This window comes from Streptomyces diastatochromogenes (assembly GCF_002242805.1).
Classification (GTDB): domain Bacteria; phylum Actinomycetota; class Actinomycetes; order Streptomycetales; family Streptomycetaceae; genus Streptomyces; species Streptomyces diastatochromogenes.
Genome location: NZ_MCGQ01000034.1, coordinates 210,467 through 226,580, shown reverse-complemented (window position 1 = coordinate 226,580; position 16,114 = coordinate 210,467). Strand labels below are relative to the sequence as shown.

The 16,114-nt window shown below is 71.2% G+C and carries 10 protein-coding genes and 1 pseudogene; 9 read left to right on the top strand and 2 right to left on the bottom strand.

Annotated elements, in window-relative coordinates:
* The first annotated feature begins 12 nt into the window (after positions 1-12).
* From BEK98_RS34095 to serA, 6 genes are all read left to right on the top strand, one after another.
* A complete protein-coding gene (locus BEK98_RS34095) occupies positions 13-966 on the top strand; it encodes a 2-hydroxyacid dehydrogenase (RefSeq protein WP_208643311.1) in 954 nt (317 codons plus the stop codon).
* 375 nt (positions 967-1,341) lie between these two features.
* Positions 1,342-4,356 (top strand): putative bifunctional diguanylate cyclase/phosphodiesterase, encoded by a 3,015-nt coding sequence (locus BEK98_RS34090; protein WP_167444321.1) that lies wholly within the window; start codon positions 1,342-1,344, stop codon positions 4,354-4,356.
* 243 nt (positions 4,357-4,599) lie between these two features.
* A complete protein-coding gene (locus BEK98_RS34085; RefSeq protein ID WP_208643310.1) occupies positions 4,600-6,450 on the top strand; it encodes an acetolactate synthase large subunit in 1,851 nt (616 codons plus the stop codon).
* A 21-nt stretch (positions 6,451-6,471) separates the two neighbouring features.
* Positions 6,472-6,996, top strand: a complete 525-nt coding sequence (ilvN, locus tag BEK98_RS34080; RefSeq protein ID WP_094220587.1) for an acetolactate synthase small subunit — start codon at positions 6,472-6,474, stop codon at positions 6,994-6,996.
* 120 nt (positions 6,997-7,116) lie between these two features.
* The gene (gene ilvC, locus BEK98_RS34075; protein ID WP_094220586.1) at positions 7,117-8,115 is read left to right on the top strand and encodes a ketol-acid reductoisomerase; all 999 of its coding nucleotides are present in this window, start codon (positions 7,117-7,119) and stop codon (positions 8,113-8,115) included.
* Between the two features lie 229 nt (positions 8,116-8,344).
* Complete coding sequence (serA, locus tag BEK98_RS34070) at positions 8,345-9,934, top strand: phosphoglycerate dehydrogenase (RefSeq protein ID WP_094220585.1); 1,590 nt, start codon at positions 8,345-8,347, stop codon at positions 9,932-9,934.
* A 166-nt stretch (positions 9,935-10,100) separates the two neighbouring features.
* Here the strand turns inward: serA and BEK98_RS34065 are convergent, their stop codons facing one another.
* Positions 10,101-11,645: an MFS transporter gene (locus BEK98_RS34065; RefSeq protein WP_094220584.1), complete on the bottom strand. Its 1,545-nt coding sequence runs from the start codon at positions 11,643-11,645 to the stop codon at positions 10,101-10,103.
* A 97-nt stretch (positions 11,646-11,742) separates the two neighbouring features.
* Here BEK98_RS34065 and BEK98_RS34060 point away from each other — a divergent pair, with 97 nt between their 5' ends.
* Complete coding sequence (locus tag BEK98_RS34060; RefSeq protein WP_094220680.1) at positions 11,743-12,318, top strand: TetR/AcrR family transcriptional regulator; 576 nt, start codon at positions 11,743-11,745, stop codon at positions 12,316-12,318.
* Between the two features lie 149 nt (positions 12,319-12,467).
* On the opposite strand, the pseudogene BEK98_RS51380 reads toward BEK98_RS34060, so the two are convergent.
* A pseudogene (locus BEK98_RS51380) lies at positions 12,468-12,656 on the bottom strand (ATP-binding cassette domain-containing protein); the annotation flags it as partial.
* A gap of 517 nt (positions 12,657-13,173) precedes the next feature.
* On the opposite strand from BEK98_RS51380, the gene BEK98_RS51005 reads away from it, so the two are divergent.
* Positions 13,174-14,253: a hypothetical protein gene (locus BEK98_RS51005; RefSeq protein WP_094220583.1), complete on the top strand. Its 1,080-nt coding sequence runs from the start codon at positions 13,174-13,176 to the stop codon at positions 14,251-14,253.
* A 49-nt stretch (positions 14,254-14,302) separates the two neighbouring features.
* Positions 14,303-16,114, top strand: a complete 1,812-nt coding sequence (locus BEK98_RS51000; RefSeq protein WP_094220582.1) for an Ig-like domain-containing protein — start codon at positions 14,303-14,305, stop codon at positions 16,112-16,114.

Sequence of the window (16,114 nt, the reverse complement as noted above, 5' to 3'; positions counted from 1 at the left end):
TAGCCTCCTGCCATGAGTGCAGACGTGTGGCTTCCCATCCCGCCGGACGAGATCGACGGGCTCCCCGAGGGGCTCCGGTACCTGTTCTGGGACGGGGGCGAGAGCGGCGACCAGGAGTTTCCCGGCGACCCCGCCGACTGTGCCGTGTACGTGGTGCCGTACATGAAGCGGTGGCCGGTCAAGGTGCGCCCGCTGGAGCATCTGACCCACGTTCAGGTCATCCAGACGCTCACCGCGGGCGTGGACGACGTCACCGCCCGGCTGTCGGCGATCGTGCCCGGCGTGCGGCTGTGCAACGCGCGCGGTGTGCACGAGGCGAGCACGGCCGAACTCGCGCTGACCCTGACCCTCGCTTCCCTGCGTGGCATCCCCGAGTTCGTCCGGGCGCAGCAGGAGGAGCGCTGGCGGAGCGCGTTCCACCCCGCCCTGGCCGACAAGAACGTTCTCATCGTCGGTTACGGCGCCATCGGCAGCGCCGTCGAAGACCGGCTCGTGCCCTTTGAAGTAGCGCGGGTGGCGCGCGTCGCGCGCTCCCAGCGCACCACGGCGCGCGGTCTGGTGCACCCGCTCACCGAATTGCCCTCACTGCTTCCGGAAGCCGATGTCGTGATCCTCTGCACGCCCTTGACGGAGGAGAGCCGGGGTCTGGTGGACGCCGAGTTCCTGGCCCGGATGAAGGACGGAGCGCTGCTCGTCAACGTGGCCCGCGGAGCCGTCGTCGACACCAAGGCGCTGCTCGCGGAGGTGGAGAGCGGACGCGTCATGGCGGCCCTGGACGTCACCGACCCCGAGCCGCTGCCGCCCGGACACCCCTTGTGGCACGCGCCCGGCGTGCTCATCAGCCCGCACGTGGGCGGGCCCACGTCGGCCTTCCTGCCGCGCGCCAAGCGGCTGCTCGTGGACCAGTTGAACCGATTCGTGAACCAGGAGCCCCTGCGGAACGTGATCCTCACAACAGGGGCGTAATCCGGTTCCGGTACCCTCCGCAATCTTCCGTACGCGGGCCGTGCCCACCTGTCTGTTGATCGTCACGGAGCGTAGAGAAGCTATGTCCCTGAGTGACGATACTGGTGTATCGTCCCGACAGGGGCTGCGCCGGTGACGTTCGGCGCCGGGGATGGACATTTCAGATTTGTGAGGGGGGCGACGGGCGATGCACGGCCTATGGACGAACGATCCGACGCGGCGGAGCCGCCGACGGCGACCCTGGCGCACGGCGGCGCGCAGACGCGGCCACCACACGAGCCATCACAGCAGCCACCACCGCAGGCCGGGCGGTCGCAGGAGGCATGCGCACCGGGACCCACGGGACCCGGGAGCGGCGCGGTCCGGGAGGCCCCGGTGAACGCGCCGCCCTCCGTGACGACCGCCCTCGACGGCGCGCTGCGCGCACCGCACCCGCCGGGGGCCCCGCTGCCACCCCGTCCGCCGGCCGTCGGCGAGGGGAGGCGACTGGTCCATCAGCTCGTCCTCGCCGTGGTCTGCGGCGCCTACGTCATCGGGTCCATGTTCGACTGGGGTTCAGGCCGGCTCGCGCTGATCATGGGCGACTTCGGGCTGACCGCCGCGGCGGGCGCCGCCGCCGTCTCCTGCTTCTTCTACGCTCGCAGCCAGCGGGTCCGCTTCCGGCCGGCCTGGCTGCTGTTCGCACTCTCCTCGGCGATGGCGGCCCTGGGCAACGCGGTCTGGGGGTGGTACGAGGTGGTCCTCGAACGCCCCGTGCCCAGCCCGAGCTACGCCGACCTGTTCTTCCTGTGCTTCGCGCCGCCCGCCATCGTGGGCCTGCTGGTCCTCGCCAAACGGCCGGTGACCCGGGCGGGCTGGATCTGCCTGACGCTGGACGCCTGGCTGATCGGCGGCTCCCTGCTCACCCTGTCGTGGAGCCTCGCGCTCGCCCAGGCGGCCCGGTTCGACGGGCCGAGCGTCGCGCACACCGCGCTGTCCCTGGCGTACCCGCTGCTCGACATCGCGCTCGTCAGCATGGTGCTCGCGCTCCACTTCCGCCGCACCCCGGGCAACCGCACGGCGGTGAACACCGCGATCGGCGCGCTGGCCCTGACCGTGATGTGCGACGCGCTGTTCACCTCGCCGCTGCTGCACAGCAGCTACCACTCCGGACAGCTGCTGGACGCGGGCTGGTTCGCCGGTTCACTGCTGCTCGCCTACGCCCCCTGGGCCGCCCCCCGGCGCCGGGGAGCACAGGACGACGAACGGCGCGTACCGGACGGGCACACGCGCGTGGTCCACGAGCACGTGCCCGGCCAGCGCGGCACCGGCCACCCCCATGTGCCCGCGCCGGGCGGCGAGCACACCCGGTACCCGGCCGGGCGGCCGATCACCGGTTCCCTCGCCGCGCTCACCCCGTACCTCGCCGCCGCCGTGTGCACCCTGGGCATCCTGTACAACGTCCTCAACGGCCGCCGGCCCGACCACGTCGTGCTGATCACCGCGGGTGGTGTCGTGCTGGCGCTCGTCATGCGCCAGGGCATCATGCTGCTGGACAACATCACCCTCACCCAGGAATTGGCGCAGACGGAGAACCACTTCCGCTCCCTGGTGCAGGGCTCCAGCGACGTCATCATGATCGCCGCGCCCAACGGCATCCTCCGGTACGTCTCCCCGGCCGCCGCCGGGGTCTACGGACGGCCCGCCGAGGAACTGGTGGGCACCGAACTGGCCGCACTGATCCACCCGGAGGACCTGGGCTGCGTGGTGCACGAGGTGCGCCGCTTCCTCGCCGCCAGCCCGCCCGAGGAGCCCACCACGCGCATCGAGTGCCGCTTCCGCTCGGGCGAGGGCGGCTGGCTCAACGTCGAGTCGACCGTCAACCGGCACCACGGCGGCCTGATCTTCAACAGCCGGGACGTGACCGAACGCGTCCGGCTGCAGGCCCAGTTGCAGCACAACGCCGAGCACGACCCGCTCACCGACCTGCCCAACCGCGCGCTGTTCACCAAGCGCGTCCAGCAGGCCCTGTCCGGCCGTCGCGCCACCGACCGGGGCGCCGCCCTGCGCGGTACGGCCGTGCTCTTCATCGACCTGGACGGCTTCAAGGCCGTCAACGACACGATCGGGCACCAGGCGGGGGACGAGCTGCTCGTCCAGGCCGCCCGCAGACTCCAGGACGCGGTCCGGCACGGGGACACCGCGTCCCGGCTGGGCGGCGACGAGTTCGCGGCCCTGATCGTCGGGGACGGCACCCGTGACCGTGCCGCCCGGGAACGGAACATCCTGGAGCTCGCCGACCGCCTCAGGGTGACCCTCTCCCAGCCGTACGCGATCGGCGGCAACGATGTCCGCGTCAACGCCTCCATCGGGGTCGCCTTCGCCGAACCCGGCCTCGGCGCGGGCGAGCTGCTGCGCAACGCCGACCTCGCGATGTACCGCGCGAAGTCGGCCGGAAAGGGCCGCGTCGAGCTGTACAAGCCGCAGATGCAGCAGGACGTCGTACGCAAGGCGGAGCTGGCCACCCGGCTGCGCGCCGCGCTGCACGACGGCGAGTTCGCGCTGCTGCACCAGCCGGTGGTCTGCCTGGAGAGCGGCCGGATCACCTCGGTCTCCGCGCAGGCGCGCTGGCGCTCCTCCCAGGGGGTGCTGTTCACCCCGGCCGAGTTCCTGCGGGTGACCGAGGACGGCGACAAGACGGCCGAGCTGGACCGATGGATCCTCCAGGAGGCCGTGGAGCGGGCCGCCGAGCGGGCCGCCACCGGGACCGTGGTGCCGGTGTGCGTCCGCACGAGTGCCCGGCGGCTGCTGGAACGCTCGAGTCCGCTCGGCTCCGTGGAAGCGCTGCTGACCCGGCACGGGCTGCCGCCCGGCGCACTGGTCGTCGAGCTGTCTGACGCCGACCCCAGGGCCTCCCTGGACGAGCTGGAGCGGCGCCTGACCGTGCTCGGCCGGCTCGGGGTGCGGATCGCGCTCGACGGCTTCGGCAGCGGCTACGCGGCGATCACGGCCCTCAGAAGGCTCCCCGTCGACATCCTCAAGCTCGACCGCGGCCTGGTCGACGGTGTCGTGGAGTCCGCGCGGCTGCACAAGATCACCAGCGGGCTGCTGCGCATCGCCGCCGATCTCGGGCTGCAGTCCGTCGCCGAGGGCGTCGACCTGCCGGAACAGGTGGTCGCGCTGCGCGCGATGGGCTGCACCCACGGGCAGGGCATGGCGTTCGCGGGGCCGCTGGACGAGTACCGGCTGCGCCGGGCGCTCGGATCCGGTCATTATCCCGTGCCGCACGCCCCGGCCGAGCCGGCGTTCGCGGGTGGGGGATCGGGGGTGTACACCGGAGGTGTGTCCGCCGTCTTCGGAGGTGGCAGTGCCCTTCGTTCACATAATGAGACTCCCGTCCCACCCACTTGACACGTGGTGCGCGTCAGGGGGAGGGTCAGTGCCATGCGCACCCGAATTCTCGTACTTGGACAGCGCGTCGGCTGAGCTGGGAACGACCGGAGAACGATCCGGAATCCCCAGCGACCACACCGGCGCGCTCCCCTCGCTTGCCCTACGGCACGAGGGGTTTTTTGTTGCACAGGCACCAGTCGTACCGCAGTCGTACACCGCACAAACTTCGCAAAAACCCTCAGCATCGAGAAGAGAATGCCGATGACCGAGCAGGCCACCGGGGCCCATCCGCAGCCGCGGCCCCGATCCGGAGGACAGCAGTCCGCCCCCGTCGAGCACGTCACGGGTGCGCAGTCCCTCATCCGCTCCCTCGAGGAGGTCGGCGCTGAGACGGTATTCGGTATCCCCGGCGGTGCGATCCTGCCGGCGTACGACCCGCTGATGGACTCCACCCGGGTGCGTCACGTGCTGGTCCGCCACGAGCAGGGCGCCGGCCACGCGGCCACCGGCTACGCGCAGGCCACCGGCAAGGTCGGCGTCTGCATGGCGACGAGCGGCCCCGGCGCCACCAACCTGGTCACGCCCATCGCCGACGCGCACATGGACTCGGTGCCGCTGGTCGCGATCACCGGCCAGGTCGCCTCGAAGTCGATCGGCACGGACGCCTTCCAGGAGGCGGACATCGTCGGCATCACCATGCCGATCACCAAGCACAACTTCCTCGTCACCAAGGCCGAGGACATCCCGCGGGTCATCGCGCAGGCGTTCCACATCGCCTCCACCGGCCGCCCGGGCCCGGTCCTGGTCGACATCGCCAAGGACGCCCTCCAGGCGAAGACCACCTTCTCCTGGCCGCCCACCATGGACCTGCCCGGCTACCGCCCGGTGACCAAGCCGCACGCCAAGCAGATCCGCGAGGCCGCCAAGCTGATCACCTCCGCCAAGCGGCCCGTCCTCTACGTCGGCGGCGGCGTCATCAAGGCGCAGGCCACGGCCGAGCTGAAGGTCCTCGCCGAACTCACCGGAGCGCCCGTCACCACCACCCTGATGGCGCTCGGCGCGTTCCCCGACAGCCACCCGCTGCACGTGGGAATGCCGGGCATGCACGGTGCGGTCACCGCCGTCACCGCGCTGCAGAAGGCCGACCTGATCGTCGCCCTCGGAGCCCGCTTCGACGACCGCGTCACCGGCAAGCTGGACAGCTTCGCCCCGTACGCCAAGATCGTCCACGCCGACATCGACCCGGCCGAGATCGGCAAGAACCGCGCCGCCGACGTGCCGATCGTCGGCGACGCCCGCGAGGTCATCGCCGACCTGGTCCAGGCCGTGCAGAAGGAGCACAGCGAGGGCCACAAGGGCGACTACACCGCCTGGTGGAGTGACCTCAACCGCTGGCGCGAGACCTACCCGCTCGGCTACGACCAGCCCGAGGACGGCTCGCTGTCCCCGCAGCAGGTCATCGAGCGCATCGGGCAGCTCGCCCCGGAGGGCACGATCTTCGCCGCGGGCGTCGGCCAGCACCAGATGTGGTCCGCGCACTTCATCCAGTACGAGCGGCCCGCCACCTGGCTGAACTCCGGCGGCGCCGGAACGATGGGCTACGCGGTCCCGGCCGCCATGGGCGCCAAGGCCGGCCAGCCGGACCGCACCGTCTGGGCGATCGACGGCGACGGCTGCTTCCAGATGACCAATCAGGAGCTGACCACCTGCGCCCTGAACAACATCCCGATCAAGGTCGCCATCATCAACAACGGCGCCCTCGGGATGGTCCGCCAGTGGCAGACCCTCTTCTACAACCAGCGCTACTCCAACACCGTGCTGCACAGCGGCCCGGAGGCGGACGGCAAGCAGCCGAGCGCCGGCACCCGCGTCCCCGACTTCGTGAAGCTGTCGGAGGCCATGGGCTGCTACGCGATCCGCTGCGAGCGCCCCGAGGACCTGGACAAGGTCATCGAAGAGGCGAACTCCATCAACGACCGCCCCGTCGTCATCGACTTCATCGTCCACGAGGACGCGATGGTGTGGCCGATGGTCGCCGCCGGCACCTCCAACGACGAGATCCTGGCCGCCCGGGACGTCCGCCCCGACTTCGGCGACAACGAAGACGACTGAGCGAGAGAGACGCAGAAGAAAATGTCCAAGCACACGCTCTCCGTCCTGGTGGAGAACAAGCCGGGCATCCTGGCCCGGATCGCCGCCCTCTTCTCCCGCCGCGGCTTCAACATCGACTCGCTCGCCGTCGGCGTCACCGAGCACGCCGACATCTCCCGCATCACGATCGTGGTGAGCGTCGAAGCCCTGCCGCTGGAGCAGGTCACCAAGCAGCTCAACAAGCTCGTCGAAGTCCTGAAGATCGTCGAGCTGGAGCCCGGTCAGGCCGTTCAGCGCGAACTCGTTCTGGTGAAGGTGCGCGCGGACAACGAGACCCGCTCCCAGATCGTGGAGATCGTCCAGCTGTTCCGCGCCAAGACCGTCGACGTCTCCCCGGAGGCCGTCACCATCGAGGCCACCGGATCCAGCGACAAGCTGTCCGCCATGCTCAAGATGCTGGAGCCGTACGGCATCAAGGAGCTGGTCCAGTCCGGCACGATCGCGATCGGCCGCGGCGCCCGTTCGATCACGGACCGCTCGCTGCGCGCTCTCGACCGATCCGCGTAAGGCTGAATACGGGCGGTCGGCGCCGCGCCGGTCGCCCGTATGCCGAGACCCCGAGACTTTCCGTCCCCTCACCGGCATACGGTGGGACGCACAACCTGCACACCAAGGAGAGAACCCAAAGTGGCCGAGCTGTTCTACGACGCTGACGCCGACCTGTCCATCATCCAGGGCCGCAAGGTCGCGGTCATCGGCTACGGCAGCCAGGGCCACGCGCACGCCCTGTCGCTGCGTGACTCCGGTGTCGACGTCCGTGTCGGTCTGCACGAGGGCTCCAAGTCCAAGGCCAAGGCCGAGGAGCAGGGCCTGCGCGTGGTGAGCCCGGCCGAGGCCGCCGCCGAGGCCGACGTCATCATGATCCTCATCCCGGACCCGATCCAGGCCCAGGTCTACGAGGAGTCCATCGCCCCGAACCTGAAGGACGGCGACGCGCTGTTCTTCGCCCACGGCTTCAACATCCGCTTCGGCTTCATCAAGCCCCCGGCCGGCGTCGACGTCGCCCTGGTCGCCCCGAAGGGCCCGGGCCACCTGGTGCGCCGCCAGTACGAGGAGGGCCGCGGCGTTCCGGCGATCGCCGCCGTCGAGCAGGACTCCACGGGCAACGCCTTCCCGCTGGCCCTGTCGTACGCCAAGGCCATCGGCGGCACCCGCGCCGGTGTCATCAAGACGACCTTCACCGAGGAGACCGAGACCGACCTGTTCGGTGAGCAGGCCGTGCTGTGCGGCGGCACCTCCGCCCTGGTCAAGGCCGGCTTCGAGACCCTGGTCGAGGCGGGCTACCAGCCGGAGATCGCCTACTTCGAGTGCCTCCACGAGCTGAAGCTGATCGTCGACCTCATGTACGAGGGCGGCCTGGAGAAGATGCGCTGGTCCGTCTCCGAGACCGCCGAGTGGGGCGACTACGTGACCGGCCCGCGCATCATCACCGACGCCACCAAGGCCGAGATGAAGCAGGTCCTCGCCGAGATCCAGGACGGCACCTTCGCCCAGACCTGGATGGACGAGTACCACGGCGGTCTGAAGAAGTACAACGAGTACAAGCAGCAGGACTCCGAGCACCTGCTGGAGACCACCGGCAAGCAGCTGCGCAAGCTGATGAGCTGGGTGAACGAGGAGGCGTAAGCCCCACGTCAGGGGGTCGGGGCAGACTGCTCCGGCCCCCTTTGTCCATCCCGTCCAGCCACGGACGGGTGATCCTTCCGCAGAGGCGTAAGACGCCCTCCGGCACGCCACTACACTGCTGCACAACATACGCGTCAGGCCCACAGCGTCGTGCGTCTTCCGCGGCTAGCCCCCTCCACCGCCAGCGGCCGTCGGGACGGCCGTCCGCATTGGACTTGTGAGGACTCACGTGAGCTCGAAACCCGTCGTACTCATCGCTGAAGAGCTGTCGCCCGCGACCGTCGACGCGCTCGGCCCGGACTTCGAGATCCGGCACTGCAACGGAGCCGACCGAGCCGAACTGCTCCCCGCCATCGCCGACGTCGACGCGATCCTGGTCCGTTCCGCCACCAAGGTCGACGCCGAGGCCATCGCCGCCGCCAAGAAGCTCAAGGTCGTCGCGCGAGCCGGCGTCGGCCTGGACAACGTCGACGTCTCCGCCTCCACCAAGGCCGGCGTGATGGTCGTCAACGCCCCGACCTCCAACATCGTCACGGCCGCCGAGCTGGCCTGCGGTCTGATCGTCGCCACCGCCCGCAACATCCCGCAGGCCAACGCCGCGCTGAAGAACGGCGAGTGGAAGCGCAGCAAGTACACGGGCGTCGAGCTGGCCGAGAAGACGCTGGGTGTCGTGGGCCTGGGCCGCATCGGTGCCCTCGTCGCGCAGCGCATGTCCGCCTTCGGCATGAAGGTCGTCGCCTACGACCCCTACGTGCAGCCCGCGCGGGCCGCGCAGATGGGCGTCAAGGTGCTGTCTCTGGACGAGCTGCTGGAGGTCTCCGACTTCATCACCGTCCACCTGCCCAAGACCCCCGAGACCCTCGGCCTGATCGGCGACGAGGCGCTGCGCAAGGTCAAGCCGAGCGTGCGCATCGTCAACGCGGCCCGAGGCGGCATCGTCGACGAGGAGGCGCTGTACTCGGCGCTCAAGGAGGGCCGCGTCGCGGGCGCGGGTCTGGACGTGTACGCGAAGGAGCCGTGCACGGACTCCCCGCTGTTCGAGTTCGACCAGGTGGTGGCCACCCCGCACCTCGGTGCTTCGACGGACGAGGCCCAGGAGAAGGCCGGTATCGCCGTCGCCAAGTCGGTGCGCCTCGCGCTCGCCGGTGAGCTGGTGCCGGACGCGGTGAACGTCCAGGGCGGTGTCATCGCCGAGGACGTCAAGCCGGGTCTGCCGCTCGCCGAGCGCCTCGGCCGTATCTTCACCGCGCTCGCGGGCGAGGTCGCGGTCCGCCTCGACGTCGAGGTCTACGGCGAGATCACCCAGCACGACGTCAAGGTGCTGGAGCTGTCCGCGCTCAAGGGTGTCTTCGAGGACGTCGTCGACGAGACGGTGTCGTACGTCAACGCTCCGCTGTTCGCGCAGGAGCGTGGCGTCGAGGTGCGCCTGACCACCAGCTCCGAGTCGGCCGACCACCGCAACGTGGTGACCGTGCGCGGCACGCTCGGCAACGGCGAGGAGGTGTCGGTCTCCGGCACGCTGGCCGGTCCGAAGCACGTGCAGAAGATCGTCGCGGTCGGCGACTACGACGTCGATCTCGCCCTCGCCGACCACATGGTCGTCCTGCGCTACGAGGACCGCCCGGGTGTCGTCGGCACCGTCGGCCGCATCCTGGGCGAGGCGGGCATCAACATCGCCGGTATGCAGGTCGCTCGCGCCGGCGTCGGCGGGGAGGCGTTGGCTGTGCTGACGGTCGACGACACGGTGTCCGCCGGGGTTCTGGCCGAGGTCGCCGAGGAAATCGGGGCGGCGTCGGCTCGGTCTGTGAACCTGAGCTGAGGTCGGCCGTACCTGGGGGTGGCCGCCCCCAGACCCCCGCTTCGGCCTGAACGGCCTCGTCCTCGAACGCCGGACGGGCTGAAATGCGGCTGATCGCGGTCGTAAAGCGCCGGGCGGACTGAGGGTTCTCAGTCCGCCCGGCGCTTTCGTGTGCTGTGAGTCGGGCTCAGACCACGGCCTCGTCGCGCTCCTCCGACGGAGTCTCCCGCACCTGGATCCGGCGCAGGGTCGTCGCCGCCCCGATCGCCGCGAGGGCCAGGACCGCCGTTCCCGCGAGGGCCGCGCCGTGCATGCCGGTGGTGAACGCCTCCCGGGCCGCCGTCGCCAGGGCGTCACCCGTGCGCCCCGGCAGCTGTCCGGCGACCGCGAGCGCGCCGCCCAGGGTCTCGTGGGCCTCGGCCGGGGCCGCGGACGGCATCTCGTGGCGGTAGATCGCCGTACCGATGGAGCCGAGGACCGCCATGCCCAGCGCGCCACCGAACTCCTGGCCGGTCTCCAGCAGGGAGGAGGCGGCGCCCGCCTTCTCCACCGGGGCCGCACCCATGGCCAGGTCGGTCATCTGCGCCATCACCATGACGATGCCGGAGGCCAGCACGCCGCAGGCGGCGAGGACGAGCCAGAGGGAGTCCGTGCCGGCCAGGGCCAGCAGGCCGTAGCCCGCCGCGGCGATGGCGAAGCCCGCGGTGACCACGTAGGCGCGGTTGACGCCCTTCTGGACGAGGGTGGTCGCGATCGGGGCCGCCATGCCGATCGGCACCGAGGGCAGCAGCGCCCACAGGGCCGCCTCCATCGCGCTCTTGCCGAGCACCGACTGCAGGTACTGCGTGGTGAAGAACGCCGAACCCATCATCGCGAACGCGGAGACGAGGTTCAGGACCACCGCGGGGGCGAAGCCCCGGCCGCGGAACAGGGCCGGCGAGATCATCGGCGAGGCGGCCGTGCGCTGACGGTGGACGAAGAGGGCTGCGAAGAGCAGGCCGACGGTGACCGAGACGACGTACTGCGGGTGCCAGCCCTCGGACGGGATCTCCTTGAGGCCGTAGACGACCGGGAGCACCGCCGCCATGGACAGCGGCACGCTCACGAAGTCGAAGCGGCCGGGCGCGGGGTTCTTCGACTCCGGCAGCAGGATCGGGCCGAGGACCAGCAGCAGCGCCATCGCGGGCAGGTTGACCAGGAACACCGAGCCCCACCAGAAGTACTGGACCAGGACACCGCTCAGCACGGAGCCGAGTGCGATGCCGCCGGTCATCACGCCGGACCAGATGCCGATCGCCTTCGCGCGCTGCCCGGGGTCGGTGAACATCGTGCGGACGAGCGCCATCGTCGAGGGCATCAGGGTCGCGCCGCCGATGCCGAGGACGGCGCGGGCCGCGATCAGGGTCTCGGCGCTGTTCGCGTAGGCCGCCACCAGGGAGGCGGCCCCGAAGGCGGCGGCGCCGATCAGGAGGAGCCTGCGGCGGCCGATGCGGTCGCCCAGCGAGCCCATCGTCATCAGCAGACCGGCCAGGACGAAGGCGTAGATGTCGAAGATCCACAGCTGCTGGGTGCCGCTCGGTTCGAGGTCCGCGCTGATCGCCGGGATGGCGAAGTAGAGGACCGAGACGTCCATGGAGACCAGCAGCAGCGGAAGCATCAGCACGCCCAGTGCGGTCCATTCGCGTCGACCGGCGCGCCCGGCAGGGGAGTTGGTGCTCGTCGAGTTCGTCATGCCGAGAACTGTACGAGCGTCTTACACGCTTGTCTAGAACGCTTGTATAATTCATGCGTATAGGACGGTTGTATGGATCGGCGGTAGGGTGGTCCGCATGGGACACCGTGAAGATCTGCTGGAAGGCGCCAAGCGCTGCCTGCTGGAAAAGGGCTTCGCGCGCACGACCGCGCGGGACATCGTGAAGGCGTCGGGGACCAACCTGGCCTCGATCGGCTACCACTACGGCTCGAAGGACGCGCTGCTCGCGCAGGCCTACATCGCCCTCGTGGAGAACATGTCCGGCGCCTTCGAGGGGGGCGGCCCCGAGATCGAGGGCGCGCCCGGTTCGCTGGAGCGCTTCCGCTGGGTGTGGTCGAACATCGTCGGCACCATGCGGGAGCCGGGCTCGGTGTGGCGGCTGAGCATGGAGGTCATGACCATCGAACTGCCGGAGGTGCGTGACCACTTGGCCCGCGCCCAGCGGGAGGGCGGGCGCGGGCTGGTGGCGCTGCTGATGGGTGTGCCGGAAGAGGAGGTCTCCGACGAGACGGCGGACACGCTCGGCAGGTTCTACCTGACGCTGATGACCGGACTCATCGCACAGTGGACGTTCGACCCGAAGACCGCACCCGACGGGGACGCCCTCACCGAGGGCCTGCGCCAGATCGTCGAAGCGGCCGCGAAGGGCTGATCCGGCCGTCCCGCATCTCCACCACCCGGTCCGCGAAGTGCCGTACGACGGCCGGGTCGTGGCAGACGGGCAGTGCCAACGCGCCGGAAGCGGTCGCCGAGGGCGGGGGCCAGGCCGACCCGGTCGAGGAGTTCGGCGACCCGGGCCTGCCCGGTCACCCGGTCCCAGCGGCCCTGCTCGGCGACGGCGTCGCGGATGCGGTGGCGGGGGCTGAGGGAGCCGTACGGGTCCTGGAAGACCGGCTGGACGCGGGGGCGGAGCTCCCGTTCCGGAAGGCCGGTCAACTCGCGTCCCTCGAAGCGGACCCGGCCGCTCGCCGGGCGGCGCAGCTGGAGCACCGCCAGAGCCCTCGAGGACTTGCCGCAGCCCGAGGGGCCGTTCAGGCGCCGCGGCCAGTATCACCGCCACGCCCAGGGCCGCACCCATCATCGTCAGCGACACTCGGAGCCCAGCCGGCACGGACGCAGCACCCAGGTGCCGGATCCGGGGAGGCGCCGAGAACGCCGTGCGTCAGATCGGCGGCCCCCGTCCGCTGGAGCATCGCACGAGCCGGGTCGGGTGTGTCCGGGCCTTGTCTGTGTAGTTCACCCGAGGCGCGGTCGGGCCGGGATGTGCATGCCGCATCTGCTAGGGATTTCCATCAAATCGCGCTGTAGATGCGGCCCTTCCTGGCTGATATGGTCCGCATGCTCCAGCGGTCGGCGGGCGCCCCAGGACACCTGGGAGACGCCGCTGCCGCGGTATCGGAGCCAACTCCCCACAGGGAGTGAGTCGGCCCACGCGACGGCCGCCCGGCTCGTCGCCCCTCCGCTACGGGGGCTCTCCCCGTAGCGGCATTCCCAAAGGCGGGACTCGATGAAGACAAGACGTCTGCGGCGGCTCGCCGTAGGAAAGACCCTGGTCATCGCCGCCGCGCTCGCCCTCGCGGTGCCAGGTGTCGCGTACGCCAACACCGTGGGGGTCACGGTGAAGACCCCCGGCGCCACGGCCGGCCCCGCCTCCACGTTCTCCGAGATCAGCACCAACGCCCACTGCGCGAGCGGCCTGATCTCCGGCGGCGGCATCAACCAGGCCATCGGCACCGGCACTTCGTCCAACGGCAACAAGATCAACGGCACCTCGCCCAGCCCCGACGGCAGCACCGAGTACACCGGCTCCACCGGGGTCGTCGGCACCGACGTCGCCTACTGGCTGGGCATCGGCGGCAGCGGGGGAGCGGTCAACGCCGACTTCTCCAGCACCCCGTACGCCCTGTGCCTCACCAGCAATCTCATCAACCACACCCAGGTGGTGATGAACAAGATCGCCGCTCCGACCACCAGCGGCACGGTCGGCCTGGTCACCGCCACCTGCCCGGCGAACACCCGGCTGCTCGGCGGCGGCGCCCGCATCACGCCCGCGAGCGTCGGCAGCCTCAAGCCGATCGCGAGCTTCCCCACCTTCAACAACTCCGCGCACGACTACGGACAGAAGGCCGCGGCCGACGGCGAGACCAACCCCGACTCCTGGACCGCGGTCGGCTGGAACGGCGGTGGCGGCAACAGCGGCAACACCACCTACGCCTACGCCATCTGCAGCGGCAACAACATCAACATCGGCGGTACGACCGTCAAGGTGCGCTTCAGCGAGGTCAGCGGGCCCACCGCCGCGACCAGCGGCCAGACCGTGACCGCCGGCTGCGGCCAGAACGACGGCAAGCTCGTCAGCGGCGGGGCCGCGATCAGCGGAGGCAGCGTCACCACGACCGACTTCACCGGCCCCGGCTCCGTCGGCGACCACCTCAACGGCAGCTACCCCAGCGACTCCGGCGGCACCCCGGTCGCCGACGGCACCACCACGGCCGCCTACTGGACCGCCTTCACCCACACCGGCGGCGGCAGCTCGCCCAGCACCTCCTCCGACGTCTGGGCCCTGTGCGCCGACGACGGCGTCTGATCCCGCCGCGCCGCCCCCGATGATCCGACTCCTCCCTCAGGGAACCCCGTTGAGCCTCCTCAGAACCACGCTCCTGCCCGCGGTCGGCGCGGCCGGCCTGGTCGCGGCGGTCCTCGCGCCGCTGCCGGCCGGGGCCGCCGTCCCGGCCGATCCCGCCGACTCCTCCACCGCCGCCCCCGCGTCGCCCTGCGGCACCGGCGGCCTGTTCACCACCGCGCCGCCCAGTTGCACGTACAGCACCGCCGGGACGGACACCTTCACCGTGCCGGACGGCGTGGACGCCATCAGCGTCGACCTGTACGGCGCCGAGGGCGGCAGCGCGGCCGGCTTCGTCGCCCCCAACCCGCCGAACACCGGAGCACCGGGCGGACTCGGCGGGGAGACCCGGGCCCGACTGGCCGTCACCGCGGGCCAGAAACTCCAGGTCACCGTGGGGGCAGTCGGCATCCCGGGCACCTCGCGGCGCGGTGAGTTCGCCCGACCCGGCGGATTCGGTCACGGGTCCGGCGGCGGGGGCGCCCACGGCGGCGGCGGTTCCGGCGGCGGCGCCTCCGATGTGCGGGTGGGCGACTTCGGCGCCGCCGACCGGGTCCTGGTGGCCGGCGGCGGCGGAGGCGCGGGCAACGGCGGGCCGCTCCTGCACGGCGGGGACGGCGGCGGCCCGGTCGGCCAGGGCGGCGGCCAGGGCGGCGGCCCCGACGGCTCCGGCGTCGCCGGTGGCGGCGGAAGCCAGAGCACGCCCGGCACCGGCAGCCCCAACTCCGCCCTCGGCGGCCCGGGAGGCGCCGCCGGCGACACCGACCCCAACACCGGCCTGCCCAACCCCGGCAGCGGCGGCACCGGCGGCAACGGTGCCCGGGGCGGCAACGGCGGCGGCGGAGGCGGCGGTGGCTACTTCGGCGGCGGAGGCGGCTCCGGCGGCGGAAACCCGGGCAACCTCTACGGGGCCGGAGGCGGCGGCGGAAGCGGCTACGCGACACCGGCCGCGTCCGAGGTCTCCCTGCTCCAAGGCGTCAACCACGGCACCGGCGAGGCGGTCGTCTCCTTCCGCTACGGGACCACCGTCTCGCTCGCCACGGACACGTCCGCCCCGCTCTTCGGTCACCCCGTCACCCTCACCGCCACCGCCGCCCCGGCGAACCCCGCCGCGGGCACCCCGAGCGGCACGGTGACCTTCTCGGACGGCACGACCCCGCTGGCGACCGTGCCGCTCGAAGACGGCCGGGCCCGCTTCACCACCGGCGGGCTCCGCCCCGGCTCCCACACGATCACAGCCACCTACAGCGGCGACGAGAGCTTCACCCCGAGCACCACCGACGGGCCAACGGACCTCACGGTCGGCTTCAGCAGGCCCTGCATCACCACCGCCCACCACGGCACCCTGACCGTCCCGGCCGACCAGGCGATCTGCATCGGCCCCGGCGGCAGCCAGGACGGCAAGGTCACGGTGCAGACCGGCGGATCGCTCGCCGTCTCGGACGCCCGGATCACCGGAGCCGTCACCGCCGACGGGGCTCTCGCCCTCACCGTCTGCCGGTCCACGCTCACCGGGCCCCTCACCGTCAGGCACAGCAGCGGCTATGTACGGATCGGCGGCGACGCGACGACCTGTGCGGGCAACGTCATCCGGGGTCCGCTGACCCTGGACGCCAACACCGGCGGCATCGGGGCCGGCGGCAACACGGTGACCGGGGCGGTGAGCGTCACCGGCAACAGCGGCAGCGGCCCGCTGGCCGACGAGGCCACCCCCACGTTCGAGGACAACCAGGTCAACGGCCCGCTCTCCTGCGACGGCAACGAACCCGCCCTGAACCAGAGTGGCAACACGGTGAGCGGGCCACGGTCCGGACAGTGCCGCTGA

What these genes read in the sequence shown, in the direction of transcription:
- ilvN (WP_094220587.1), top strand. Translation starts at nt 6,472, where the DNA reads ATGTCCAAGCACACGCTCTCCGTCCTGGTGGAGAACAAGCCGGGCATC.
- BEK98_RS34065 (WP_094220584.1), bottom strand. Translation starts at nt 11,645, where the DNA reads ATGACGAACTCGACGAGCACCAACTCCCCTGCCGGGCGCGCCGGTCGA.
- BEK98_RS34085 (WP_208643310.1), top strand. Translation starts at nt 4,600, where the DNA reads ATGACCGAGCAGGCCACCGGGGCCCATCCGCAGCCGCGGCCCCGATCC.
- BEK98_RS34060 (WP_094220680.1), top strand. Translation starts at nt 11,743, where the DNA reads ATGGGACACCGTGAAGATCTGCTGGAAGGCGCCAAGCGCTGCCTGCTG.
- BEK98_RS51005 (WP_094220583.1), top strand. Translation starts at nt 13,174, where the DNA reads ATGAAGACAAGACGTCTGCGGCGGCTCGCCGTAGGAAAGACCCTGGTC.
- BEK98_RS34095 (WP_208643311.1), top strand. Translation starts at nt 13, where the DNA reads ATGAGTGCAGACGTGTGGCTTCCCATCCCGCCGGACGAGATCGACGGG.